Below are 24,830 nucleotides of genomic sequence, written 5' to 3' on the forward strand. Positions count from 1 at the left end.
GACCCGCACGCAGTGGAGACGCCGTGGCAGCGGCGGTTCGTGGGGCGGTTCGGCTAACGGTCCGGCGCCACCGGGCCTGGTCTAACCGCCCGCACCCGTCGCCGCGGCCAGGATGTGCTCGGGGCCGACCAGGGTGGCCCACCAGGCGGACATGTCGTCCTCGGGGTCGTCGGGCCGCGGGGTGCGCCAGCTCGTCGCGGCGTGGAGGACCGCGTGCTCGCCGGGTTGGAAGGAGGGGAGGGTCCAGGACAGGCCGCGGTGGCCGTCCAGGTATTCGACGCCCCAGGTGAGGCGGGGCGAGCGGCGGTAGACGTCGTCGAGGTCGGCGGCCCAGCGGCGGGGCATGGAGCGGCCGTCCTCCGCGCTCGTGCAGATCTGCTCCTCGTCCGGACCGGCCAGGGTGAGGACGGTGCCGGCGTTCTCCAGGGTGACGGCGGCCACGGCCTGCGCGCCGTCGTAGCCGCTCTCCACGTCCGCCGGCACGGCGCGGAAGGCCGCCGAGAGCTCGACGCAGCGCAGCACGGTGCGCGCGCACACCTGCCAGACGGCGCCCCAGCAGGCGTCGACCGGGACGGTGAAGTCGGTGGCGGACGCCTCGAACGGGCAGAGCAGCAGCTCCAGTTCGACGGAGTCGCACTCCCAGCGGTGGATCAGGGCGCCGCCGGGCAGCCGATGGACGCGGGTCGGCTGCCGCGGCACCGGCCGGCGGTCGACGACCGCGCCGAACTCCAGTACGCCCAACGGGGTGCCGATGTCGGGAGCGGCGGGCAGGAACGGCCCCGGAAGGCGGGGAACGGAGGGCAGCAGACCGGGCATGCCCGCAGCCTACGCACACCGCCGGGCAGGGACCTCGGCACCCGCCCTGCACAGGAAGTCGGACCGGCCGACTTCCTGTGCAGGGCGGCGCGGGCCGCCGGTACGGACGTCGGCGGCTCAGAGGCCCGGCAGTTCGCGCAGCGTCCGCAGGGGCGAGAAGTAGACCGGCACCCAGACGAGGGCGAGGCCCACGGCGCCCGCCCAGAGGGCGGCACGGGTGGAGAACAGCTCGCCGAGCAGGCCGGCCAGTGCCGCCCCGGCCGCGAGGGAGCCGGTGAGGACGAAGCGCATCGTGGCGTTCATCCGGCCGAGCAGCCGGTCGGGGGTGACGCTCTGGCGGTAGCTGACCTTGAGGACGTTGTCGATGCCGACCTTGAAGGTGGTGGCCAGCCAGCCGCCGGCGGCGAGCCAGAGCGCCGGGCCCCGGTCGACCAGCGCCACCGCGACACCGAGCGGTGCGACCGCCAGACCCATCGACCAGAGCACCCGCCCGGCGCCGAGGCGGCGGGCCAGGTGGCGGGCCGACAGCGAGCCGAGGAAGACACCGATCCCGCCGGCGGCGAAGAACAGGCCGATCGCGGCGTCGGGGAGCCGGAGCTCACGGACGAACAGGACGGGGAGCACGGTCTGGCAGAGCTGGATGGACAGGTTGGTGCAGCCACCCGCCAGGGCGACGGCCCGCAGCGAGGGGTGGCCGAAGACGAAGCGCAGGCCCTCCCGGATCTCCCGGGCCAGCCGCCGGCGGTCCGCCCCCACGGGCGCCGGCTGCGGCTGCGGCTCCGGCCGGCGGAGCCGCAGCAGGCAGACCGCCGACCAGAGGTAGCTGACGGCGTCGACGGCGAGCGCGAGGGGCGCGGAGACCAGTGCCACCAGGAAGCCGCCCGCACCCCGGCCCCCGACCTGGGTCGCGGCGTCGACCGTCACCAGGTACGCGTTGGCCCGGGCGAGTTGGTCCCGGCCGACCAGGTCCGGCAGGTGACTCAGCGCGGCGACCTCGAAGAAGACGGTGGCCGCACCCGTCAGCAGGGCGACGAGGCAGAGCTGCTGGATGGTGAGTGCGCCGAACGCCCAGGCGGCCGGCACCGACGCGAGCAGCACCACCCGGACGAGGTCGGCGGCCACCATCACGGGCCGCTTGCGCAGCCGGTCGACCCAGGCCCCGGCGGGCAGGCCGATCAGCACGAACGCCAGTGTGCCCAGCATCGCCAGCAGGCCGACCTGCCCCGCGGAGCTGTCCAGCGCCAGCACGGCGACCAGCGGGAGCGCGAGCTGGCCGACCGCGCTGCCGAGTCTGCTCACCCCCGTCGCGCCGAGCAGCAGTCGGAAGTCGGGATCCCGGAGAAGCGGACGGCTGGTCGCGGGCCGGTCCGCGGGCGGCCGGGTCGCGCCGGAGTGAGTCGTGTCGGAGTGAGTCGTGTCGGAGTGAGTCGTGTCGGGGCGAGTCGTGTCGGGGCGGGTCGTGGTCATGCGGCGAGCCTCGCGCCGTACCCGGACCCCGGACCATGAATTTAGGCTGAGCTAAAGGCAAGAGGCCGAGCGAGTGACGGGGATGCGCCGTGCTGGAGTTGGAGTTCACCGCCCGCGACCTGGCGCGGACCAGGTTCGCCCTGTCCCCGCTCTGGGAGGTCGTGGCGAGCGTCCGGATCCTCAGGAACCCGGACGAGCACCCTCTGTACCGGCCGTGGAGCGAGCAGGTACGCCCGCGACTGGCCGCCGCCGGGCTGGACTGGGGCCTGCTCGCCGACCTCGTCCCCGACCCGCCCCGGGCGATCCCGATCTTCATCGCTCCCCCGCCGACGACTCCGCTGTCCGACCTGACGGTTGAGCTGGCCGCACTCCGGGCGACCCCGGCGGAGCGGGTCCGCGCCGGCCTCGGCGGGAAGCGGGCGCCACGGTCCGCGCGGATCGACGCACTGCTCGCCGACCCGCACGGCGGCCTGGCGGAGCTCGCCGAAATCGTCGAGGCCTACTGGGAGATCGCGCTCGCGCCGTACTGGCCGCGGATGCGCTCGCTGCTGGAGGGCGACGTGCTCCACCGGGCCAGGCTGCTGGCCGAGGGCGGCGCCGACCGGCTGCTCAACGACCTCGACCCGGCCGTCGCGTGGGACAGCGAAACGTTGCGCATCCGGCACCGCTCCCCCGGCGGCTCCCTCCGGCTCGGCGGGCACGGCCTGCTGCTCGTGCCGTCGGTGTTCGCCTGGCCCCGCGTCTTCTCCGTCACCGCGCCCGCCTGGCAGCCCACCCTGCGGTACCCGCCGCGCGGCATCGCCACCCTGTGGGAACGGCGCACGACGGTGGCCCGGCCCCTCGCCGCGGTGCTCGGCCGGACCAGGGCGCACCTGCTCGCCGAGCTCGGCCTCCCCGCCTCCACCACCGACCTGGCCCGGCGCACCGGCATCACCCCGGGCGGCGTCTCCCAGCACCTGACCGCCCTGCGCGCCGCCGGACTGGTCGACGCCCACCGCGCCGGCCGGTACGTGCTGTACACCCGCACCGAGGCCGCCGAGGTGCTGCTCACGGCTGCGGAACGGGGCGGACGGGAGGAGTGAGGGGGAGACCCGCGCGAGCGGACCGCCGTGGACCTACAGACCGTCGTCCGAGGACCGGCCGACGCTGCGGTGCTCCTGCTTCTGGTAGCGCCGCAGCATCCTGCCCGCGCCGACGGTCAGCTGGGCCACCACACGCGCCCAGCGGGGCCCGCCGCGGTCCGCCCAGACCACGCAGACGCAACCGCCGACGACGGCCGCCAGGATGCCGACCAGGACCAGTCCCACCATGTTTCCCACCCCTGCCTCACAGTTGGTGCCGGCGATCCTCCCGACCGAAGGGCAGGGCCGGATTTCGAGCAGCATACGCACCTTCTCGCCCGACCGCCGCGCCACCACGGCGGGAGCCACCCGCGGAGCAGGAAGTCGACGGGGCCGACTTCCTGTGCGCGGTCAGGGGGCTGGAGTGGTGGGGGCTGCTATGGCCGGGGGCGGCTGCGGAAGTTTGGCGGGGTGGGTGGGGCAGACCCAGGCGGTGAGAGCAAGGAGGAGGGTGACGGGAAGGAAGGTGAGGGCGTAGACCCTGGCCGCAGAGGGGCGTTCAGGCGGCATGGGCGGCGGGGAGGTCGAGTTCGGCCCAGACGGTCTTGGCATTGGGGTGGCGGGACTCGGTACCCCAACGGTCGGCGAGGGCGTCGATCAGGACGAGGCCGCGTCCGGACTGGGAGTCGGGCGCGCAGGCAACGGGAAGAACAGGGCGCCGGTCGCCCCGGCAGTCGGACACCTCGATGCGGAGCACGTGGGGGTCGGCGGAGAGGGCGAGGGCGAGCTCGAAGCGTCGGCCCGGGACGCGGCCGTGGGTGGAGGCGTTGGCAGCGAGCTCGGCGATGATCAGCAGGGCGGAGTGGAACGGCTCCTCGGCAAGGGAGTTGATGCGCCAGGCGGTCAGTTGCTGCCGCGCGATCCGGCGGCCGATCGCGGCGCCCTTGGGGGTGGGCGTGAGAAGGGTCGCGAGACGGCGCGGGGCCGCGGTGTCTACGGGAATTTCGGACTTCATGGGCCATAGCGTGCAGGGCCGGGCGTACCCTGACCATGCATCAGGCGGACACGGGGAGTGTTTGTCCGGGTGCATACCGTGGCCCGTTCGGGCTGTTGGGCGTGACCTGAAATCAGGGGTGGTCGCAATGGGTGACGTACGGGGTGGCGGAGAAAGCGGCGAGGCCAGGCCGGAGTTGGCGGAGGACCTCGCGGAGGTGTCCGACTTCTTCCGCGCCCTCGGCAAGCAAATCAAGCTGCTGCGCGAGCGTGCGGGGATGACGCAGAAGGAGCTGGGCCACCACGTCGGCTACACCGAGGCCATGATCGGCTCGGTGGAACGGGGAAAGCGCACGCCGCAGCCGGAGCTGCTGGACGCGGCGGACAAACTCCTCAACGCCGGTGGGCTGCTGAGCATCGCGAAGGACGATGTGCAGCGGGCAAAGGCGAAGGCCCGGGTGCGGCACCCGGCGTGGTTCCGGGACTTCGCAGGGCTGGAGGCGGAGGCGGTCGAGCTCCACGAGTACAGCTCGCTGGTAATCCCTGGTCTCTTGCAGACCGAGGAACATGCGCGGGCACTGTACGGAATGCGTCAGCCTCTGCTCTCGGAGGAGGTGATCGAGATCCGGGTGGCCGCCCGAATGGCGCGCCAGGAGGTTCTGACGCGATGGCCGAGAGCGATCTTCAGCTGGGTAATCGACGAAAGCGTGCTCCACCGACCGCTTGGGGGCTGGGATGTGCATACGGGCCAGCTACGACACCTGCTGACCGTGGGACGGGCGCGTGGCATGACCCTTCAGGTAATGCCACTTGAGAGGTTCGAGCACCCAGGACTGGGTGGCCCGTTCACCTTGATCACGCCCAAAGGCCGAGCCCAGAACGGGTATGTGGAGGCCCAGCAGAGCAGCAGACTGATCACGGATCAGGAGGAAGTCCGTATCATGAGCGCGCGATACGGCACCCTCAGGGCGCAGGCGCATACTCCACAGGAGTCCCTGTCCCCGATCGAGAAGATGCTGGGAGAACGATGAGCACGAAGATGGCATGGTTCAAGAGCAGCTACAGCGGCAACGAGGGCGGCGCGTGCGTCGAGGTCGCCTGGCGCAAGAGCAGCTACAGCAGCAACGAAGGCGGCCAGTGCATCGAGATCGCCGAGGCGACCGAGGCCGTCCACGTCCGTGACTCCAAGGACAAGACCGGCCCGCAGCTCGCCTTCGAGCCGGCTGCCTGGCAGGCGTTCGTGGAGTTCGCCGCCTCCCTCTGACGCACCACCTTCCGCCTCGGCCGTCCACCACCCGGTGGGCGGCCGGCGGTGTATTGGGCCCCCGATGGGGCCACCGCCCCTGAGTTGAAGGCGTGTCGCATACTGGCCGGATGGACAGCACCTCCATCCGGGACTCCTACGACGCGGTCGCGGACGTGTACGCGCAGGGCTTCACTGCGGATCTGGCCTCCAAGCCGCTGGACCGCGCCATGCTGGCGGCCTTGGCCGAGCAGGTCCCGAAGGAGGGCCCTGTTGCCGACGTGGGATGTGGACCTGCCCAGGTGGCGTGCTTCCTGGCCGATCTCGGAGTTCCGGTCCTGGGCTTTGACGTGTCACCCGGCATGGTGGAAGTGGCCCGGGCACGGAGGCCCGGCCTGGATGCGCGGGTCGGATCGATGCTCGATCTTCCCCTGGGCGACGGAGAACTTGCCGGTGTCGTGGCGTTCTACTCGCTGATCCATCTCCAGGTCGAGGAGCGACAGCCGGCCTATGAGGAGTTCGCCCGGGTCCTGCGGCCGGGAGGCCTTGTCCTCGCCGCCTTCCACGCGGGCCAGGAGGTTCGGCGCCTGGACTCCTGGCTTGACCGTCCGGTCTCGCTCGACTTCTTCGCCCTGCGCCCCGAAGAGGTGGCCGCAGGCCTTGCTGCTGCCGGATTCGCCGTAGAGGCAACGCTGATGCGCGGGCCGTATCCGGGGGAGGCGGACACCGAGCGCGCGTATCTGCTGGCCCGCAGGCTGGGATGACCTCCGTGTTCACGGATCCGGCGCAGGCCCTGCCCCTGCCTGCCGCGTCCGCCGCCTGTCCGCGTCACCGCTAAATCAGGAGCGGCGAAGCCCTCGCCCTGCTACGGTCGCCTCGTCCGTGCTGGACCAGGATGCCGAGAGAGACGGGGAAGGTGAGATTGTGGCCGCGGTGATGACCGCTGCGCCTGTGCTGCGCAGCGCCCGGATGCCCGTCCTCATCTCCCGGGCCCTGGTCTGACCGTACTTTCCGCGTTGCGCCGGGGCCCTTCATCCAAGGGTTCACCATGTCCTCGACTTCTTCCTGGCTCACCCGTACCGAGACCCCCTCGGACGTCCCGACCGTCCAGGCCCTGACCCTCGCCGCCTTCGGCCGGGCGCACGAGGCCGACCTCCTCGCCGCGTTGCGCGCCGACGCGGGCTGGATCGGCGGCCTCTCCTTCGTCGCCACGCCGGCCGCCGACCCGACCGGCACGCCCGTCGCCCACGTCGTCCTCTCCCGGGCGTTCATCGGCGACGTCCCCGCTCTCGCCATGGGACCGGTCTCCGTGCACCCGGACCACCAGCGTTCGGGCGCGGGCTCTGCCACCGTCCTCGCCGCGCTCGATGCCGCCCGCGCGGCGGGTGAGCGCTTCGTGTTCCTGCTCGGGCACCCGACGTACTACCCGCGGTTCGGCTTCGTCCGCGCCTCCGCGCACGGCATGGAGCTCACCATGGACGTGCCCGACGAGGCGTGGATGGCGCTCAGCCTGAACGAGGGCGACCCGCTGCCGTCCGGCACCGCCCGCTGGGCGGCGGCGTTCGGCATGTAAGCGCGGAGGCAGTGGAACTGACGCAACGTCACCGATGACGGGGTCGCAGCCGCCCGGCTGCTGCCCCGTCGATGGGGCCGTCACGGCACGGGATCACGGCGTCGCCGACGGGCCGGTGCGGACGACGGCCTGGTCGCCGTGGGGGCCGAAGAGGTGCAGGATCTCCACCGCGTCCGCGCCGGCGGGGCCGAACCAGTGCGGTTCGCCGGTGTCGAACTCGGCCACCTCGCCCGGACGGAGGGTGACCTCGCGCCCGCCGAGGATGAGCCGGAGTTCACCGGCGAGCACGTAGAGCCATTCGTAGCCGGCGTGGGTCACCAGCTCCGGTTCACGGTGCCCGAGCACCTGCTTGAAGACCTGGACCCGGCCGGGGTACTGGGTCAGGGGCACCAGGACGCTGCCGCGCTTCCTGCGCTGCGGCTTCAGGTGGACGCGCGGGTCGCCCGTGGCGGGCGCCGCCACCAGCTGGTCCAGTGCGACGCGGTGGGTCCGCGCGAGCGGGATGAGCAGGTCGAGCGTCGGGCGCCGTTTGCCGGACTCCAGGCGCGACAGCGTGCTCACGGAGATCCCGCTCTCCTCCGCGAGCGCTTCGAGGGTGAGGCCGCGGTCGCGCCGCAGGGCCCGCAGCCGCGGCCCGATGCTGTCGAGGATCTCCGCGACCCCGTCGTCCGGACCGTGCGAGGCGTGCAAGGTCTGCGAGGCGTGCGAGGCGTCCGGCACGTGCGAGGCGTCCACCGGGTCCGTACGGTCCACGCGGTTCATCCGGTCCTCCGCTTCATCCGGTCCATGCGGTTCATGGGGACCATTTTGCAGTCTTCGCAAAGACCCTGGGCCGGCACCGGCCCCCGGTCCGAGCATGGGGCCGCAAGCGATGCCGAACGGAAGGTGGGCCCGTGACCACAGCAGTTCTGGCTGCTCAACCCGCATTGAGCACCCGCCGGCGGTGGACGGTCCTGGCCGTCTGCGCGCTGAGCATGTTCCTCGTGGGCCTGGACACCACGATCGTCAACGTCGGCCTGCCCGAGATCGGACGCGGCCTGGGCGTGGACACCCGCAGCCTGGAGTGGGTCGTCGACTCCTACACCGTGGTCCTGGCCAGTCTCCTGATCGCCTCCGGCGCCCTCGCGGACCGCTTCGGACGCCGTCGCGTGTTCCGCACCGGGCTGGTCGTCTTCGGCCTCTCCTCGCTCGCCTGCGCGGTGGCCCCGTCGCTGGGGTTCCTCGTCGCCGCGCGGGCCGTCCAGGGGGTCGGGGCCTCGATGCTGAGCCCGGTGGCCCTGGCGATCGTGGTGAACGCGATGCCCGACCCGCAGGAGCGGGCCCGGGCGATCGGTGTCTGGGCGTCGGTCTTCGGGCTCAGCATGGCGGCGGGCCCGGTCACCGGCGGGGCGCTGATCGCGGCGTTCGGCTGGCGATCGGTGTTCTGGATCAACGCACCGGTCGTCATCGGCGCCCTCGTCCTGGTCACGGTGTTCGTGCCGGAGTCCCGCGGGCAGCGCGCCAGGCCGCTCGACCTGCCCGGCCAGCTGCTCCTCACCGTGGCCCTGTGCGCCTCGGTCGCCGTTCTCATCGAGGGCCCGCGGATCGGCTGGACGTCGCCCCTGGCGCTGGCCGGCTACGCCCTGGTCGTGGCTGCGGCGGCCGGGTTCGCCCGGGTCGAGCTGCGCAGCAGCGATCCCTTGATGGACCTCGGGCTCTTCCGGCGGGCGCCGTTCGCCACCGCCGTCCTGGGCGCCGTGGCCGTGTTCGTCGCGCTGAACACGAGCCTGCTGCTCAACACGCTCTACCTCCAGCACGCCCGGGGCTGGACGCCGCTGGCGACCGGGGCGGCCACTCTGCCGCTGGCGCTCGGGGCCGCCCTGTGCGCGCCCTGGTCCGGCGCCCTGGTGGGGCGTCTCGGACCGCGACGTCCGCTCCTCCTTGCGGGCGGGTTCACCGCCGCCGGCGGCCTCTGCCTGGTGGATCTCGGCCGGGACACCAGCGTCCTGCTGCTCCTGCTCGCCTACCTGCTGCTCGGGATCGGCTTCGGCTTTGCCAACGCGCCGATCACCAACACCGCGGTCGCCGGCCTGCCGCCGTCCCGGGCCGGCGTGGCCGGGGCCATCACCTCGACCGCGCGCCAGGTCGGCTCGGCGGTCGGCATCGCCGTCGCCGGGGGGCTGGTGGCCGGCGTCGGCCCCGACGGACTCGCCGGTGCGTCGCGCCCCGGCTGGCTGCTCGTGACAGCCTGCGGACTGTTCCTCTTCGCGGTGGCGCGGTCCTCGGAGCCGGGCCCCCGCCCGTCCGCCGACCGGTAGCCGCCGGCCACCCCCCGGGGACCGCACCACACGGCCACATGCCACACGCCATACCGGCCTCGCCACCGGCTCGGGGAAAGCGAAAGGGGCGGAAGTCGAAACGACTTCCGCCCCTACGCGTTGGAGCGCCGGGCCCGAATTGAACGAACCCCTCCCACTGAAAGTGGGCGTGCTACCGCTGCACCACCGACGCCTGACAGTCCGGGGCTCGATCACTTTCGCGATCTCGTCCCGCTGACGTGGAAGAACTTATCAGCGGATGACCGTGAGGTGAAATCGGCCCTGCCGGCGGGGCCGCACCCGGCCCGGGACCGGCCCCGCACCTCAGGCGGCGGCGGCCTCCGCGGCGGTGCGGGCGGAGTCGGGCAGGACACGGATCTCACCGGGCAGGCCCGCCGCCGCGAGGGCGTCGGCCACGGCCTGGCTCCGGGTGGGGAGTGTGGGCGTCATACCGGCATCCTCTCCTGCCCGTTCGCCGTCGCGCGGCCGACGGCGCTCAGCACGGCCCGTACGCCGGCGGTGAGGACGGAGGAGTCCCGCCCGACGCCCCAGACCACCTCTCCCCCGACCCGCGCCTCGACGTACGCGACGGCGTCGCTGTCGGGGCCGGTGCGGACGGCGTGCTCGGTGAAGCCGAGGATGTCGACGGCGGTTCCGCCGGCGCGCAGGGCGGCGGTGACGGCGTCCAGCGGGCCGTTGCCCTCGCCCCGGTGCGGGCCGACCTCGGCCCAGTGCCGGCCGCCCTCCTCCCCGGTGCGCCACGCGACCTGCACCACGGCGTCCAGGTAGGTGGCGCGGAACAGCGCGTACAGCTCCTCGGCGGTCACCTCGCGCCCGCTGTCGTCGGCCGACTCCTGCACCACCCGGGAGAACTCGATCTGGAGGCGGCGCGGCAGGTCGAGCCCGTGCCCGGTCTGCAGCAGGTAGGCGATGCCGCCCTTGCCGGACTGGCTGTTCACCCGGATCACGGCCTCGTAGTCGCGCCCCAGGTCGGCCGGGTCGATCGGCAGGTAGGGGACGGCCCACGGCGCCTGCGCCGCCGGCACGCCCAGGTCGGCCGCCGTCTTGGCGTGGTGGGCGAACCCCTTCTTGATGGCGTCCTGGTGGGTGCCGGAGAAGGCGGTGTGGACGAGGTCGCCGACGTAGGGGTGGCGCTCGTGGACGGGGAGGCGGTTGCAGTGCTCGACGGTCCGGCGGATCTCGTCGATGTCGGAGAAGTCGATCATCGGGTCGACGCCCTGGGTGTGCAGGTTGAGGGCCAGCGTCACCAGGTCGACGTTGCCGGTCCGCTCGCCGTTGCCGAACAGGCAGCCCTCGACCCGCTGGGCGCCGGCCAGGACGGCGAGTTCGGCGCAGGCGACGCCGGTGCCGCGGTCGTTGTGCGGGTGGACGGAGAGGATCACCGCCTCGCGCCGGTCGAGGTGGCGGTGCATGTACTCGATCTGGTCGGCGTAGACGTTGGGGGTGGCGATCTCGACGGTGGCGGGCAGGTTGTGGATGACCGGGCGGTCGGGGCTCGCGTCCCAGAGCGCGGTGATGCCGTTGCAGACGTCCAGGACGAAGTCCGGCTCGGTCAGGTTGAACACCTCGGGCGAGAACTCGAAGCGCAGGCCGGGGCGGTCGCCGGCCCGCCGGGCCATGTGCCCGGCGGCGGCGGTGACCAGGGCCCGGACCTCGTCCCGGTCGCGGCCGAGGACGACGTCGCGCCAGGCCGGGGCGGTGGCGGTGTAGAGGTGGACGACGACCTTGGGCAGGCCTTCGACGGATGCGAAGGTGCGGTCGATCAGGTCCTCGCGGGCGGCGGTGAAGACGACGACGGTGACGTCCTCGGGGACGGCGCCGGGGGTGGTGGCCAGCCGGCGGACGAAGTCGAAGTCGGTGCGGCTGGCGGAGGGGTAGCCGACCTCGATCTCCTTGAAGCCCATGGCCAGGAAGAGGTCGAACATCCGCTGCTTGCGCGCCGGGTCCATCGGCTCGGCCAGCGCCTGGTTGCCGTCGCGCAGGTCGACGGGGACCCAGAGCGGGGCCTGCGCGATCCGGCGCGAGGGCCAGTCCCGCGGCTCGCCGGCGGGCAGTCGGACGCGCTCGTGGGCGGGCCGGTAGCGGTGGTGCGGCATGGCGCTGCCGCGCTGCGGGTTCCAGGCGGGCGCGGCGGCCGGGACGGGGCCGGCGGGGGTGCGGAGCGTGGGAAATCGCACGGTGAAGGTCCTTCGCGAGCGGTCGGTACCGGAGGACGAACCGGCAGCACGGCACCCCGCAGCGGGGTGCCGGTCCGGTCAGACCCCGCTGCGGCCACCAAGAAGGAGACTCCACGGCTTCATGCCGGGTACGGTAGCCGCCAACCAACTCCTCAGACAACCTGTCAGGTGAACGCGATGTCCTCGCTCGGCGACCCCCTCCGTCCCTCTCCCCTGGTCGACCAGGCCGCCCGGCGGATCGCCGAGCAGATCGCCGCCGGGCAGTGGCCGGTCGGCGGCAGACTGCCGGGCGAGGTGACGCTGGCCCGGGAGTTGGGCGTCGGCCGGTCGACGGTCCGGGAGGCACTGCGCGCGCTGGCGGGGGCCGGGATGGTGCGCAGCCGCCAGGGCGCGGGCGTCTTCGTGACGGCGGACCGGCCGGGCGGGGACTGGTCGGCACGGCTGCGCAGGGCGGAGCTGGCGCACGTGTACGAGGTCCGGACGATGGTCGAGGTGCAGGCGGCGCGGCTGGCCGCCGTCCGGCGCGGCGAGGCCGACCTGGCCGCGCTGGACCGGGCGCTGACCGCCCGCCGGGAGGCCGGCGGGGCGGCGGACGCGGTCTTCGTGGACGCCGACATCGCGCTGCACAGTGCGGTGGTGGCGGCCGCCGGCAACCCCGTGCTGTCCGACCTCTTCGCGGAGTTCGTCCCGGTCCTGAGGGAGCACCTGGTCCATCTGGTGGCCCTGCTGGAGCTGCGCAAGGGCGACCCGGGGCACGGCTACGCGGCGCACGCGGAGCTGGTGGAGGCGGTCCGCCGGGGCGATGCGGAGGGCGCCGGGCGGGTGCTGGCGGACGAACTGGAATCGACCCGGGCACGGTTGCTCGCGGGCTGAGCGGCACCGGCACACACTTCTCACACGATCCCCCCGGACACCCCCGGGGTGCCCCGCCAGCCACCCCCCATCTGCCCTGATAAGGCGTCATTGCAGGTCATCCCGTACGACAACGGCCCTTCGCCCACCAATCATGAACCCGCGAATGACATTGTGTTAAGGCTGTGTGTGCATCCGGTCCAGACAGCGAACGGATTTTCACTCCTATTACACGGTATGACTAGTATCGCCTCGTCAAAAGCCCGTGCCCGGACGGTCCGGCCCACCAGGCCGACCGCCTTCCCCTAGGAGTCAGCTCTGCGCGCGCGTGCGAATCGGCGGCCCCCGACGCCGAAGACCCCCCGCAGGCGGCCACGCCTGTCACTGCGAACGGCACTGCTCGTCCTGGCCGTCGTCCCCAGTGTCGCCCTCGCGGTCCTCTGGGCGGTCACCAGCGGCCAGACCTTCGCGGACTTCAACCGCCAGGCCGACCAGGGCCTGCTGGCCCAGAAGGCCGGGCAGCCGTCCAACATCGTCTACTACAACCTCCAGGAGGAGCGCCGGCTCAGCGCCGAGTCGCTCGCCCGGCCCGGCAGCGTCGCCGAGGCACTGCGCCGTCAGCGCCAGGCCACCGACGACGCCGTGCGCCAGTTCCAGGCCCTCTCCGGCGAGACCGCCGGCAACGCGCCCGCCGAGGTGCGCAGCGCGGTCGCCGAGGCACGGCAGGCCCTGGGCAGACTGGCCGAGCAGCGGTCCGCCGTCGACCGCGGCGCCGTCGACCAGCAGGCCGTCTTCACCTACTACACCGACCTGATCGCCGTCGACCTGCGACTGTTCACCGCACTCAGCCACGTGGACAACGGCGAGGTCACCTGGATCTCCAAGACCCTGGTGAACGCCTTCTGGGCCAAGGAGATGCTGGCCCGCGAGGACGCCGTCCTGGCCCGCGGCTGGCCGTCCGGGAAGCTTGCCACCGGCGACTTCCAGCAGGTCCAGCAGGCCATCGGCGCCCAGGACCACCTCTTCACCGTCCAGGTCGTCCCCTACCTCCCGGCCGACGAGGCCGCGGCCTGGCAGGACCTGATGACCAGCCCGGCGTGGCAGGCCAAGTCCGCCGTCGAGCAGTCGCTGACCAGACCCCTCACCGCGGACGCCGGCGGCGCCGTCAGGCTGCCGGCCGCCCAGGAGCAGTGGCGGCAGGCCGTCGACCAGCTCAACCCGCAGCTGGTGAAGGTCATCGAGACCCGGACCAGCGGCATCGTCGAGGTCGGCAAGGCCTCGTTCCTCTCGCTGCTCACCACCTTCGCGCTGACCACCGTGATCGGCCTGATCGCGGTCGTCGCCGTGATCGTCACCAGCTGGCGGCTCACCCGCTCGCTGCGCCGCCGGATCAAGGAACTGCACACCCAGGCGCAGGAGCTGGAGCGCACCCTGCCCGAGGTCGTCGAGCGCCTCGCCCAGGGCGAGCAGGTCGACGTCGAGGCCGAGACCCGGGCGGTCACCGCGGGCGACCACGGCAACGGCACCGACGAACTGGCCCGCCTCGGCCAGGCGCTCAACCTGGCCCGCGCCTCCGCACTGGCGACCTCCGTCCGGCAGGCCGAGCAGCACCGCGGCTTCGAGCGGCTGCTCCAGCGCATCGCCCGCCGCACCCAGCTGCTGATCGGCCAGCAGCTGAAGAAGCTGGACGAGCTGGAGCGCAAGCACGAGGACCCGGAGGTGCTGGAGGGCCTGTTCGACCTCGACCACCTCACCGCCCGCCTGCGCCGCTACGAGGAGAGCCTGGTCATCCTGGCCGGCGGCCAGCCGCAGCGGCGCTGGCGCAAGCCCGTCCCGCTGCTGGACGTGCTCCGCTCCGCCCAGGGCGAGGTGCAGGACTACCGGCGGATCATGCTGGACGTCGAGGGCCACCCGTGGCTCTCCGAGCGGGCCGTCGGCCCGGTCGCGCACGTGCTCGCCGAGCTGATGGAGAACGCCGCGAGCTTCTCCAAGCCGCCGACACCGGTCGAGGTGCGGGCCGCCATGGTCGGCCGCGGGCTGGCGGTCGAGATCGAGGACCGCGGGCTCGGCATGGACCCGGCCCAGTACGACGCCGCCAACGAGCTGATGAGCCGTCCGCCCCGGACGGACGTGCTGGCCCGGGCGGACGACATCCGCCTCGGCTTCTACGTGGTCTCCCGGCTGGCCGCCAACACCGGCCTGCGGATCGAGTTCCGGCCGTCGGCCTTCGGCGGGACGCGGGTCGTCGTGCTCGTCCCCGCCGAGCTGGTCATCGACGGCGACGCGGGCCTTCCGGACGCGACCCCGGCCACGCCGGTCCCGCTCACCCGGCGCCCCCGCAGGACGGTGCCCGCCGTGACGCCCGCCCCGGAGGCGGAGGACGGCGACGCGGCGCCCGGACCGGCCGGCGCCGAGCCGCCGGAGATCCTGTTGGTCCCGCCGGCCGCGGGGGCGGCGCCGGTCGAGGCGTTCGCCCACGTCGAGTACGTCCAGCCGCTGGAGCAGCCGGCGGAGTCCGCGCAGCCGGTCGAGCACGGCTCCCCGGCGGACGGCACGGCGTTCGGCACGGCGTACGCCGCCGGGTACGGCGACCGGCCCGCGTACGACACCCCGCCCGACGGGACCCCGGCGTCCGACCCGGCCGGGCCCGCCCCGGCCCCCGGGTACGACAACCCCGCCTACCCGGACATCGCGTACGCCAAGGTGACCCCCGCCGAGGCCCCGTACGCGGACGAGCAGTACCGGCCGGCCGACCACTACCGGCTCGCCGAGCGGCGGGAGCGGCGCGAGTACACGTCCTCGGTGCCGCTCAGCGAACCCGGCGGCGGGCAGCCGCCGCTGCCGCAGCGGATCCGCCAGGCCAGCCTGGCCGCCGAGCTGCGCCTCCCGCCGGCCCGGACCGGGCACACGCCCGGCCCGGACGGCCCCGCCCCGGCGGGTGACGCCTCCACCGGGCGCCAGCCCGGCGCGGCCGGCCCGTTCCAGCGCCCGGTACGGCGGTCGGGGGCGGCGATCGGCGCCTTCCAGCGGCAGTCCCGCGCGGCGCGCGGCCACGGCCGCGGTCACGACTCCGGCGAGCACCACCTCCCCGACCGGACCACGGACCGGGCGCCCGGCCTCCTCCCCGACCGGACCGCCGACCACGGAACCCACCCGGCTCCCCCCACCGGCCCCACCGAACCCGCCGGGCCCCCGACCCCCGCGCCCGCCCCCTCCCCCTGGGCACCCCCCGTCGCGGACCCCCGAACCACAAGGACGGATGAGCAGCCATGAACCGTACGATCGCCACCCACCAGGACCTGGACTGGCTGCTCGACGGACTCGTCGACTCGGTGCCCGGGACCAGGAACGCCGTCCTGCTCTCCGACGACGGCCTGGTCGTCAGCCACTCCCGCTCCATCGAGCGCGCCGACGCCGAACGCCTGGCCGCCGTCGCCACCGGCCAGCAGAGCCTGGCCCGCGGCGTCGGCCAGCTCTTCGACGGCGGCGCGGTGCACCAGGTCATCGTCGAGCTGTCCGAGGTCTGGCTGTTCATCATCGCCGCCGCCCAGGGCACCCACCTGGCCGTGGTCGCCTCCCAGGAGGTGGACGCCGAGGTGATGTCGGTGGCCATGCACACCCTGGTGCAGCAGGTCGGCCAGAAGCTGACCACCCCGGTCCGTGGCGAGTTCGACGCCTTCGCGGCCAGGAACCGGGGTTGATGCCCCGGTGACCCCGCACTGGAGCGAGCTGCCCGACGAGGACGACGGCTCGGACTCGATGGTGCGCCCGTACACCATCACCCGGGGCCGCACCGCGCCCGAGCGCGACGACCTCACCCTGATCACGGTGCTCACCACCGTCGAGGACGAGGCCCGCGCGGCCCTGGCCCGGGGCTCCCGTTCCGGCTCGCGCGGGCTCCAGCCCGAGCACCGGATGATCCTGGACCGGTGCCGGCGCCCGGCCGCCGTCGCCGAGGTGGCGGCCGGTCTGGACCTGCCGGTCTCGGTCACCAAGATCCTCCTGGGCGACCTGGTCTCCCAGGGCCTGCTGCTGGCCCGCGCCCCGCTCTCGGTGGCCCGGGCCGGCGGGGGCGCGGACCTCGGTCTGCTCACGGCCGTACGCGAAGGACTCCGGAGACTCTGAACCATGGCACCGACCGCACCCCTGCCCCCCTCCACCCCCCCCCGGCACCGCCGACAGGGCCGGCACCACCGGCGCGGCCGACGCCCCCGCCGCCGTGAAGATCCTCATCGCGGGCGGCTTCGGCGTCGGCAAGACCACGCTGGTCGGCTCGGTCAGCGAGATCGCGCCGCTGCGCACCGAGGAGTACCTCACCCGCGCCAGCGTCGGCGTGGACGACCTCACCGGCGTCGACAGCAAGGACACCACCACCGTCGCCCTGGACTTCGGCCGGATCACCGTCAGCCCCGAGCTGGTGGTCTACCTGTTCGGCACACCCGGCCAGGAACGCTTCTGGTTCATGTGGAACGACCTGGTGAACGGCGCGCTCGGCGGGATCGTCATCGCCGACACCCGCCGGCTGGAGACCAGCTTCGCCTCGATCGACTTCTTCGAGAGCCGGGGCATCCCGTTCGTGGTCGCGATCAACTGCTTCCACGGTCGGAACACGCGCACGCCGGACGAGATCCGGGCCGCCCTGGACCTCGACCCGCAGGTGCCGATGCTCCTCGGCGACGTGCGCGACCGCACCTACGGACGGGACCTCCTGCTGGCCCTCGTCGACCACCTGATGGACCTCGCCGCCGTCCCGCCGGCGCCCGTCGGCTGAGCCCCGCCCTCCCACTGCCCTGTTTGGAGAACCGTCATGACCCCACCCCTGCGCGTCCTGGTCCACGGCGGCGGGATCGGCGGCCTGACCCTGGCCACCGCCCTCGCCCGGCGGGGCCACCAGGTCGACGTCGCCGAGCTGCGCGACGAGCTGGAGGTACTCGGCGTCGGCATCATCCAGCCGTCCAACGCCCTCCACGTGATGCGCGAGATCGGCGTGCTGGACGCCTGCCTGGCCGCCGGCTTCGAGTGGGAGGTGCTGACCGTCTGCGACCCGGCGGGCGCCACCCTCGCCAGGATCCCGCAGCCCCGGATGGGCGACGCGCCCTCCAACAACGGCATCCCGCGCCCCGCCCTGGCCGGGGTGCTCTCCGCCGCCGCCACCGAGGCCGGCGCGTCGCTCCGCTTCTCCGCCACGATCACCGGACTCGACGACGACGGCGAGGGCGTGGACGTCACCCTCTCCGACGGTCACCGCGGCCGCTACGACCTGGTGGTCGGCTTCGACGGCATCGGCTCGCCGCTGCGCAGGCGGCTGTACGGCGACACGTACACGCCCGAGTACACCGGCTTCGCCAACTGGCGGGTCACGCTGCCGCGCCTGCCCGAGGTGCAGGGCGTGGTGATGTCCGCCGGCAACCTCAAGGCCAAGGCGCTGCTCACCCCGATCACCGACGAACTCATGTACCTGGGCTCGGTGTTCGCCGAGGCCGAGGGCTTCCGCCCGGACCGGGAGCACGCCCACGAGCAGCTCGCCGAGCGGCTCGCCGGCTTCGGCGGCCCGATCGCCGAGGCGCTGGCGCAGGTCACCGACCCGTCCGCGGTGGTCTACTCGCGGATCTCCCAGGTCACGGTGGAGGAACCCTGGCACGTCGGCCGGGTGGTGCTGGCCGGCGACGCCGCGCACGCCTCCACCCCGCACCTGGCCCAGGGCGCGGCGATGGCGGTCGAGGACGCGCTCGTCCTCGCCCGGTCGCTGGACGACGCCGAGGACGTCGCCACCGCGCTGGCCGCCTGGGAGGAGCGCCGCCGGCCGCGCGCGATGTGGGTGCAGGCGCTGTCCCGCGCCGTCCTCAAGCAGGAGACCGGCACCCCGACCACCCCGGAGGAGGACGAGCTGCTGAAGGTCGGCATCCCGGGCGCCGCGCATGTCCTGGTCCAGCCGTACTGACGCCGCGCCGCCGCGCCGCCGTCACCCCGACGGCCCTGTGCGGGCTTGTGCCCGCGCAGGGCCGCGGACAGACTTGACGACCGTCCGACACGTAGCGTGGCCGGCTTGAGGGGTACGGGATGTCGTCGCTGTTCCGCATGCTCGATCTGCACGAGGCCGTGGAACGGGCCCGCCGGCGGCCGGACGGACGCCTCTTCGTCTCCGACTACAACGGCGGCCACCCCTACGTCGCCGACTACCTCGGCGACCTCGCCCACACCCCGCCCTACTGCCTCGGCGACGTCACCCGCTACTCCGCGATCGACGAGGACCACGCGCTGCGCGCCAAGATCGCCCTGCTCCACGAGAGTTACGACGACGAGCCCTGCTCGCCCGGCCAGGTCGTCCCGGCCGGCGGCTCCAGCAGCCTGATCGGCACCTTCTGCACCTGGCTCAGGCTGGCCGGCCACACCCGGGTCCACTACCTCCCGCCCCTCTACTACAAGTTCGCCTACTTCTTCCGGCAGTTCGGCATCGACCCGGTCGCCGTCGCCGAGGACCACGCCCACGAGGCCGGGTTCGAGCCGGCCCTGCCCGACGAGCGGACCGTCCTGCTGCTCACCGACCCCGTCTGGTACACCGGGCGGCGTGTCCCCGCCGAGGTCCTCGAACGGATCGCCGACTGGCAACTCGCCACCGGCTCACTCGTGTTCGTGGACGGCACCTTCCAGTACCTGCGCTGGGACGGCGGCCGGCGCGAGGAGTCCGCCGTCCTGCCCCGCGGCCTCACCGTGCGGATGGTCTGCCCCACCAAGTACCTGTCCATCCACGGCTACCGCTGCGCCCACCTGCTGGTCCCCGAGCCGCTGCGCGAACCGCTCGCCGAACTCCACCTCAACCTGCACGGCGACGTCACCGTGGCCGACCGCCTCTTCGCCCACCGCGCCGCCGACCTGATGCGCGCCGAGGGCAACCACCAGCTGGTCGGCCACATCCGCGCCAACCACCAACGCCTGTCGTCCGGCACGGCATTGACCGCCCAGGCCGCCATCGAGACCGGTTACTTCCTGTTCGCCCGCCCCAGCGCCCCCGCCGACCGCCTGCTCGCCCTGGACGGCCGCTACTTCGAACTCCCCGGCCACCCCGGCTTCGTCCGCATCAACCTGCTCAACGAGGCCGCGCTGGACGGGCTGGAGGCACTCGCGATGTCGTGACGGCGCTGCCAGACCGCCGCCGAGACCCGCGCCAGCAGCCGGGCCGCCGGGTCCGCCTCGTCCTCGCCCGAGGCCAGCGGACCGGTGTAGCAGACCGCCAGCAGGTACGGCGGGCAGTCCTCGGGGCGGACCAGGCCGACGCTGTGCCGCACCCCGGGGAACCAGCCGTTCTTGAAGGCGATCCGGGTACCCGGCGGCAGCCCCGCCGCCAGGTCCACCCGGAAGGCGTTGCGCTCCAGCAGGGCCAGCAGCTCCGGCTCGTCCGCGAGGGACTGGAGGAGGCGGACCAGATCGAGGGCGCTCACCCGGTTGTGCACGCCCGCGTCGCGCGCCGCGTAGTCCTCGATCCCGCGCGGGCTGGCGCTGCGGGTCGCGCCCGCCCGCCGCCAGACGTCGGCCACCGCCTCGTGCCCGGCCCGCGCGAGGCAGAGGTTGGTCGCGAGGTTGGAGGAGTGCGTGATCATCCGCTCGGCGAGGGTGCGCAGCGGGGCCGTGCCGCCGAGCAGCGCCCAGGGCTGCGGGTCGCTGTCCCAGCCGGGGTCGTTGCCGAACTCCCCTCCCGCCACCGACGCGAACCGGTTCACCACCGGCACCTCGGCGTCGAGATCCGCCCCGCTCCGGTACAGCGCCGCGAGCACGGCCACCTTCATCGTGCTCGCCGCGTCGTGCAGTTCGTCGCCGGCCCGGACGAGGACGGGCTCGCCGCCCCAGGGCGCCACCACCACGGAAACCATGCCCGCCCACGTTCCCGGGCGGAGCTCCGGGCAAACCCCGCGCCGCCCGCCGCCCCCTGTCCGGCTCCGGCGGCCGCGACCGGCTGAGGCCGGGCCGAGGCCGGAACGGTCAGACCCGCCCCAGGCGGGAGACCGGGAGGGCGTCCGGGGCCAGTGGCCGGAGGTCGGCCGGGGCGGCGAGTGCGGCGAGGTAGTCGGCGCGGGGTGTGGGGACGGCGCCGAGGGTGCGGACGTGCGGGGTGTCCCACTGGGCGTCGAGGAGGCGGCCGCCCGCGTCGGCGAAGCGGGCGGCGAGGTCGGCGACGGCGACGCGGGCGGCGTCCGACCGGCGGTGGAACATCGAGTCGAGGCTGAGGACGGGCCCCGCGGTGACCCCGAAGACCCCTCCGATCAGCTCCTCGCCGTCCCAGACCTCGGCGCTGTGCGCCGCGCCGCGGTCGTGCAGCTGGAGCAGGGTGGCGCGTAACCCCTCGGTGAGCCAAGGCGGTTGGCGGCCCTCGGCGCAGGCGGCGAGGACCCGTGGGAAGGCCCGGTCGGCGCTGGTCCACCACGGCAGGCCGTTGCGCAGCCGCCGGGCGAGCCGGCTCCCGATGCGCACCCCGCCCGGGGCGATCACCGGGCGCGGGTCCGGGGACCACCAGGCCAGGGCGTAGGGGTCGTCGTCGACGGCGGCGGCCCCCGGGAGCAGCGCCACCGCGCCCGAGGCCACCGTCTCCTCGAACCGGGCCTCGTTGAAGGCGCTCGCGTAGTCGTCGGCGGCGGGCATCGGGAACAGCCCGCGCCGGTACGCGGCCAGCAGCACGTCCGCCGCGAGCCCGCCCCCGAACGCCACCGGCCCGTCCCCCGGCGCCCGTGCCACGTCCAGCCCGTCGAACATCCCGGCCGTCCCGTTCACCGTCGCAACACCCCCACGGGCGGGGCCAGGAATCCCTCCGCCGTCAGCTGCTCCAGGTAGTGGTCCAGCAGCCCGTCGTCGACCGCCGGAAGGTCGATCCCGCTGCCCACCAGGGCCTGTTCGGTGTTGGCGCGGTCGAAGAGCGGGAACGTCGGGCGGAAGTACATCTCGCTGATGGAGAGTTCCGTCCCCGGGCTGCGGTCGACGAAGAGGGGGACGAACGGGGTCATCGGATGGGTGGGGTGGCCGGCGGCGAAGCGGATGAGGTCCTGGACCCAGGCGGCGTAGGGGACTTCGTCCACCGGGTGGCCCCGGGCGCGCAGGCGGGCGGCGAGGTCGGCGAGGACGCCGGGGCGGGGTGAGGTGACGTGGTAGACCTCGCCGTTGGCGGGGGCGCGGGCGGCGATGTGGGCGACAGCCTGGCTGAAGCGGTCGGCCGGGACGAAGTCGAGCAGCAGCCGGACGTCGGGGCAACTTCCGCTGTCCGCCATGTACTTGATCAGCGCGCAGATCTCGGTTCCGGTGTTCATCACCCCGGTGGCGAGGTCGCCGGTGACGTCGTTGGTGCGCAGCACGGTGACCGGCAGGCCGGCCGCGGCCGCGTTGTGCAGCAGCTGTTCGGCGACCCACTTGCTCTCGACGTAGCCGACCGCGAGCTTCTCCGGGTACGCGAGCGGCATCCGCTCGGTGACCTCGGCGACGCCGGCCGGGCCGAAGCCGGCCAGGACGGCGAGGGTGGAGAGGTAGTGCACCGGGACGCCGCGGGAGTGCCCGGCCAGCCGGACGATCTCGCGGGTGCCGCCGACGTTGGCGGCGCGCAGCTGGTGGTAGGGGTAGATGAAGTTGACCTGTCCGCCGAGGTGGTGGATGGCGTCCAGGCTGTCGGCCAGTTCCTCGAACCGGTGCTGCGTCAGGCCGAGCAGGGGTTCGGTGAGGTCGCCGACCAGCGGGACGACCCGGGCGTCGGCCAGGTCGTGCCGGAGGAACCGCTGTTGCGCGGCGCGGATGCGTTCGAGGGCGTGCTCCTCGTCGGGGGCGCGGACCAGGCAGTGGATGCGGGCGCCGGTGGTGCGCAGCAGGGTGTTCAGCAGGTGGGCGCCGCAGAAGCCGGTGGCGCCGGTGAGCAGGATCTCGGCGGGTTCGGCGCGGCAGGGCGCGGGGCGCCAGGACTGCCTGACGGGGGTGCCGGGTTCGGCTTCGGCGGCCCAGTCGACGGTGGTCTCGCCGAGGCCGTTCCAGGCGGAGCGCGCCGTCCGGGTGGCGACGGCGAAGGCGCGCAGGGTGGAGTCGCGCAGCAGCGACCGGGTGAGGAAGCGGATCCGGGTGACGTCGATGCCGAACATGATCCGGGCCCGGGCGAGCATCTCCATGGCGAGCAGGGAGTTGCCGCCGAGTTCGAAGAAGTCGTCGGAGGGTCCGACCGTGTCGACGCCGAGCAGCTGGGACCAGAGCTGGGCGATGCCGGCCTCGATCGCGCTCCCGTTGCCGTCGGGGCGCGCGGCCCCGTCGGCGCGCGCGATCTCGTCCGTCCGCCCGTTCTCGTCCTTGCTCTCGGGCTCCTCCGCCTGCCCGTCGTCCCGTCCTCCGCCGGCCCGCCGCTGGAGCTGTGGCGCGGTGTGCGGCAGCCGGCGCCGGTCGATCTTGCCGTGGGAGGTGAGCGGCATGCGGTCGAGCAGCACGAACTCGGCCGGGACCATGAAGTCCGGCAGCCGTTCGGCCAGGTAGGCCCGGATCTGCGGACGCCGGGCGCCGGCGCCGGAGTCGGCGCGCCCGGTCAGCGTGTAGTAGGCGGTGAGGACGCGCGTCCCGTCGTCGCTGCCGTCGGCGGCGACGCAGGCCTGCCGGACGTCGGGGTGGGCGGCGAGCACCGATTCGACCTCGGCGGGGTCGACGCGGTAGCCGCGGACCTTCACCTGGTCGTCGAAGCGGCCGAGGATCTCCAGGTTGCCGTCGGCCCGCCAGCGCCCGGCGTCGCCGGTGCGGTACATGCGTTCCCCGGGGACGGCCGCGTACGGGTCGGGAAGGAACGTTTCCGCGGTCAGGCCGGGCTGTCGCCAGTAGCCGCGGGCCAGGCCGGGGCCGCCGAGGTAGATCTCGCCCTTCTCCCCCGGCCGCACCGGGGAGAGCCGCGCGTCCAGCACGTGCACCCGCACACCCGGCAGCGGCCGCCCGATCGGCACCGGGGCCGCCGCACCGCCGGCCGCCGGCCCGTGCGCGGCGCGCCCGTGCGCACCGCCGGCCAGCACCTCCGGCGTGACCTCGCAGAGCGTGGACGTGACCGCCGCCTCGGTCACCCCGTACGCGTTCACCAGCCGGACGCCGGGCAGCCGGGCCAGGCAGGTGCGGCAGTCGTCGGCGTGCACGGTGTCCCCGCCCACCACGACCAGCCGCAGGCCCGCGGGGGCCGGACCGCCCTCGGGGAGCAGGGCCAGCACGTGGTGCCAGTAGGCGGGCGTGAGGTCGGTGACGGTGAGCCCCAGGTCGTGCATCCGGTGCACCAGCTCGGTGGGCGCCCAGGTCCGCGCCCCGCCGAGAACGAGGGTGGCGCCGCTGACCAGGGTGGCGAGCACCTGCTCCAGCGCGGTGTCGAAGCCGAGGGCGGCCAGTTGCAGCACCCGGTCCTGCGGGGTCAGCCCGTAGGCGCGGACGACGCGGTCCAGGGTGAAGCGGAGGGAACGGTGGGTGACGGGCACACCCTTGGGCGTACCGGTGGTGCCGGAGGTGTAGATCAGGTACGCGAGGTCGTCCGGCGCGGCGGCGTCCGGCTCCGGGCCCCCCTCCCAGGTCTCCGCCCCCGCGTCCGCGTCCAGCACCGCGGCTCCCGCGAAGCGCCGCCCGCACCCCGCCACCACCACCGCGGCACGGCAGTCCTCGACGAGCTGCGTGAGCCGCCGCTCCGGGTGGGCAGGGTCCAGCGGGAGGAAGGCCCCGCCGGCCTTGAGCACGCCGAGCCAGGCCGTCACGAGGCCGGTCCCGCGCTCCAGGCAGACGGGCACCACCCGGTCCGGCCCGACGCCCCGGGCCCGCAGCGCGGCGGCCAGCCGGTCGCTGCGCCGGTCCAGTTCGCGGTAGCTCAGTTCGCCGTCCTCGGCGAGCACGGCGAGGGCGTCCGGATCGTGGGCGGCGCGCGCCCGGAAGAGCCCGTGCACGGTGTCCGCGGACCCGGCGGCGGACGGCGTACGGCCCGCGGCCATGTCTCGTCCGGCACCCCGGCCGTGCGACGGCCCGAGCCCGAGCCCGAGCCCGTCCCACCGCCACTCGCGTTCCACGTAGGCCCGGCAGGCCGCCCGGCCGTCCGGGCCGAACACCGTCCGCCAACCACTCGGGACGGTGAAGTCACCTGGCCAGATCGCATACCGACCGTCTTCGTTGCGCAACACGGCGTGACGACCGGAGTTCACTTCCGCCCGTGCGCCCTGTGCGCTGTCTGCTGCATCATCCACCGGCTTGACCTCGTGCTGTGGCGGCAGAATGCTGGGAGGTGCGACATTTCCGACTATACGCACTCACGGCTCATTTCGAACGTCCGGTCCCGACCCGACGGGCGGACGCAGCCCCTGCCCCGAA

At 73.8% G+C, this 24,830-nt stretch carries 23 protein-coding genes and 1 tRNA gene; 13 read left to right on the forward strand and 11 right to left on the reverse strand.

Annotation, left to right across the window (positions count from 1 at the left end):
• Nucleotides 1–81: 81 nt before the first annotated feature.
• Nucleotides 82–816: a hypothetical protein gene (locus tag C2142_RS39575; protein WP_241002470.1), complete on the reverse strand. Its 735-nt coding sequence runs from the start codon at nucleotides 814–816 to the stop codon at nucleotides 82–84.
• 117 nt (nucleotides 817–933) lie between these two features.
• Nucleotides 934–2,283 (reverse strand): MFS transporter, encoded by a 1,350-nt coding sequence (locus C2142_RS09445; RefSeq protein ID WP_148641976.1) that lies wholly within the window; start codon nucleotides 2,281–2,283, stop codon nucleotides 934–936.
• 89 nt (nucleotides 2,284–2,372) lie between these two features.
• On the opposite strand from C2142_RS09445, the gene C2142_RS09450 reads away from it, so the two are divergent.
• A complete protein-coding gene (locus C2142_RS09450) occupies nucleotides 2,373–3,365 on the forward strand; it encodes a DUF5937 family protein (RefSeq protein ID WP_148641977.1) in 993 nt (330 codons plus the stop codon).
• Nucleotides 3,366–3,398: 33 nt separating this feature from the next.
• Here the strand turns inward: C2142_RS09450 and C2142_RS09455 are convergent, their stop codons facing one another.
• Complete coding sequence (locus C2142_RS09455) at nucleotides 3,399–3,593, reverse strand: hypothetical protein (protein ID WP_174315601.1); 195 nt, start codon at nucleotides 3,591–3,593, stop codon at nucleotides 3,399–3,401.
• 310 nt (nucleotides 3,594–3,903) lie between these two features.
• Nucleotides 3,904–4,359, reverse strand: a complete 456-nt coding sequence (locus C2142_RS09460) for an ATP-binding protein (RefSeq protein WP_148641978.1) — start codon at nucleotides 4,357–4,359, stop codon at nucleotides 3,904–3,906.
• Between the two features lie 196 nt (nucleotides 4,360–4,555).
• Here C2142_RS09460 and C2142_RS09465 point away from each other — a divergent pair, with 196 nt between their 5' ends.
• From C2142_RS09465 to C2142_RS09480, 4 genes are all read left to right on the forward strand, one after another.
• A complete protein-coding gene (locus C2142_RS09465; RefSeq protein WP_241002471.1) occupies nucleotides 4,556–5,368 on the forward strand; it encodes a helix-turn-helix transcriptional regulator in 813 nt (270 codons plus the stop codon).
• Nucleotides 5,365–5,601 carry a DUF397 domain-containing protein gene (locus C2142_RS09470; RefSeq protein WP_148641980.1) on the forward strand — a complete coding sequence of 79 codons (237 nt, stop codon included), beginning with the start codon at nucleotides 5,365–5,367 and terminating at the stop codon, nucleotides 5,599–5,601. Before C2142_RS09465 ends, C2142_RS09470 begins: the two co-directional genes overlap by 4 nt.
• Nucleotides 5,602–5,711: 110 nt before the next feature.
• On the forward strand, nucleotides 5,712–6,344 hold the full coding sequence (locus tag C2142_RS09475) for a class I SAM-dependent methyltransferase (protein WP_148641981.1): 633 nt from the start codon (nucleotides 5,712–5,714) through the stop codon (nucleotides 6,342–6,344).
• Nucleotides 6,345–6,628: 284 nt separating this feature from the next.
• The gene (locus C2142_RS09480; protein ID WP_148641982.1) at nucleotides 6,629–7,153 is read left to right on the forward strand and encodes an N-acetyltransferase; all 525 of its coding nucleotides are present in this window, start codon (nucleotides 6,629–6,631) and stop codon (nucleotides 7,151–7,153) included.
• A 93-nt stretch (nucleotides 7,154–7,246) separates the two neighbouring features.
• Here the strand turns inward: C2142_RS09480 and C2142_RS09485 are convergent, their stop codons facing one another.
• Nucleotides 7,247–7,915 (reverse strand): helix-turn-helix transcriptional regulator, encoded by a 669-nt coding sequence (locus C2142_RS09485; RefSeq protein WP_148641983.1) that lies wholly within the window; start codon nucleotides 7,913–7,915, stop codon nucleotides 7,247–7,249.
• A 131-nt stretch (nucleotides 7,916–8,046) separates the two neighbouring features.
• On the opposite strand from C2142_RS09485, the gene C2142_RS09490 reads away from it, so the two are divergent.
• On the forward strand, nucleotides 8,047–9,450 hold the full coding sequence (locus C2142_RS09490) for a DHA2 family efflux MFS transporter permease subunit (RefSeq protein ID WP_241002472.1): 1,404 nt from the start codon (nucleotides 8,047–8,049) through the stop codon (nucleotides 9,448–9,450).
• 121 nt (nucleotides 9,451–9,571) lie between these two features.
• On the opposite strand, the gene C2142_RS09495 is transcribed toward C2142_RS09490, so the two are convergent.
• From C2142_RS09495 to C2142_RS09500, 3 genes are all read right to left on the reverse strand, one after another.
• Nucleotides 9,572–9,643, reverse strand: a tRNA-Glu gene (locus tag C2142_RS09495).
• A gap of 131 nt (nucleotides 9,644–9,774) precedes the next feature.
• Nucleotides 9,775–9,900 carry a hypothetical protein gene (locus C2142_RS41490; protein ID WP_277347248.1) on the reverse strand — a complete coding sequence of 42 codons (126 nt, stop codon included), beginning with the start codon at nucleotides 9,898–9,900 and terminating at the stop codon, nucleotides 9,775–9,777.
• Nucleotides 9,897–11,567 carry a 2-isopropylmalate synthase gene (locus C2142_RS09500; protein WP_148642314.1) on the reverse strand — a complete coding sequence of 557 codons (1,671 nt, stop codon included), beginning with the start codon at nucleotides 11,565–11,567 and terminating at the stop codon, nucleotides 9,897–9,899. Before C2142_RS09500 ends, C2142_RS41490 begins: the two co-directional genes overlap by 4 nt.
• 258 nt (nucleotides 11,568–11,825) lie before the next feature.
• On the opposite strand from C2142_RS09500, the gene C2142_RS09505 reads away from it, so the two are divergent.
• The 7 genes from C2142_RS09505 to C2142_RS09535 all read left to right on the forward strand — a co-directional run bounded on the left by C2142_RS09505 (nucleotide 11,826) and on the right by C2142_RS09535 (nucleotide 19,634).
• Complete coding sequence (locus tag C2142_RS09505) at nucleotides 11,826–12,521, forward strand: FadR/GntR family transcriptional regulator (RefSeq protein WP_148642315.1); 696 nt, start codon at nucleotides 11,826–11,828, stop codon at nucleotides 12,519–12,521.
• Between the two features lie 384 nt (nucleotides 12,522–12,905).
• Nucleotides 12,906–15,773: a nitrate- and nitrite sensing domain-containing protein gene (locus C2142_RS09510; RefSeq protein WP_241003158.1), complete on the forward strand. Its 2,868-nt coding sequence runs from the start codon at nucleotides 12,906–12,908 to the stop codon at nucleotides 15,771–15,773.
• Nucleotides 15,770–16,201 (forward strand): roadblock/LC7 domain-containing protein, encoded by a 432-nt coding sequence (locus tag C2142_RS09515; RefSeq protein ID WP_148641984.1) that lies wholly within the window; start codon nucleotides 15,770–15,772, stop codon nucleotides 16,199–16,201. The genes C2142_RS09510 and C2142_RS09515 overlap by 4 nt, the downstream gene beginning before the upstream one ends.
• A gap of 58 nt (nucleotides 16,202–16,259) precedes the next feature.
• On the forward strand, nucleotides 16,260–16,625 hold the full coding sequence (locus C2142_RS09520; RefSeq protein ID WP_148642316.1) for a DUF742 domain-containing protein: 366 nt from the start codon (nucleotides 16,260–16,262) through the stop codon (nucleotides 16,623–16,625).
• 94 nt (nucleotides 16,626–16,719) lie between these two features.
• Nucleotides 16,720–17,271: an ATP/GTP-binding protein gene (locus C2142_RS09525; protein ID WP_148641985.1), complete on the forward strand. Its 552-nt coding sequence runs from the start codon at nucleotides 16,720–16,722 to the stop codon at nucleotides 17,269–17,271.
• Between the two features lie 36 nt (nucleotides 17,272–17,307).
• Complete coding sequence (locus tag C2142_RS09530) at nucleotides 17,308–18,441, forward strand: FAD-dependent monooxygenase (protein ID WP_148641986.1); 1,134 nt, start codon at nucleotides 17,308–17,310, stop codon at nucleotides 18,439–18,441.
• Nucleotides 18,442–18,560: 119 nt separating this feature from the next.
• Nucleotides 18,561–19,634 carry an aminotransferase class I/II-fold pyridoxal phosphate-dependent enzyme gene (locus C2142_RS09535; protein ID WP_148641987.1) on the forward strand — a complete coding sequence of 358 codons (1,074 nt, stop codon included), beginning with the start codon at nucleotides 18,561–18,563 and terminating at the stop codon, nucleotides 19,632–19,634.
• Here C2142_RS09535 and C2142_RS09540 read toward each other — a convergent pair.
• From C2142_RS09540 to C2142_RS09550, 3 genes are all read right to left on the reverse strand, one after another.
• On the reverse strand, nucleotides 19,541–20,368 hold the full coding sequence (locus C2142_RS09540; protein ID WP_148641988.1) for a serine hydrolase: 828 nt from the start codon (nucleotides 20,366–20,368) through the stop codon (nucleotides 19,541–19,543). The two genes, C2142_RS09535 and C2142_RS09540, sit on opposite strands and share 94 nt — an antisense overlap.
• A 109-nt stretch (nucleotides 20,369–20,477) precedes the next feature.
• Complete coding sequence (locus tag C2142_RS09545) at nucleotides 20,478–21,263, reverse strand: leucyl/phenylalanyl-tRNA--protein transferase (RefSeq protein ID WP_206670947.1); 786 nt, start codon at nucleotides 21,261–21,263, stop codon at nucleotides 20,478–20,480.
• Nucleotides 21,260–24,457, reverse strand: a complete 3,198-nt coding sequence (locus tag C2142_RS09550; protein WP_241002473.1) for an amino acid adenylation domain-containing protein — start codon at nucleotides 24,455–24,457, stop codon at nucleotides 21,260–21,262. Before C2142_RS09550 ends, C2142_RS09545 begins: the two co-directional genes overlap by 4 nt.
• Nucleotides 24,458–24,830 lie beyond the last annotated feature (373 nt).

This window comes from Streptomyces sp. CB01881 (assembly GCF_002953255.1).
In the GTDB taxonomy this organism is placed as follows: Bacteria; Actinomycetota; Actinomycetes; order Streptomycetales; family Streptomycetaceae; genus Kitasatospora.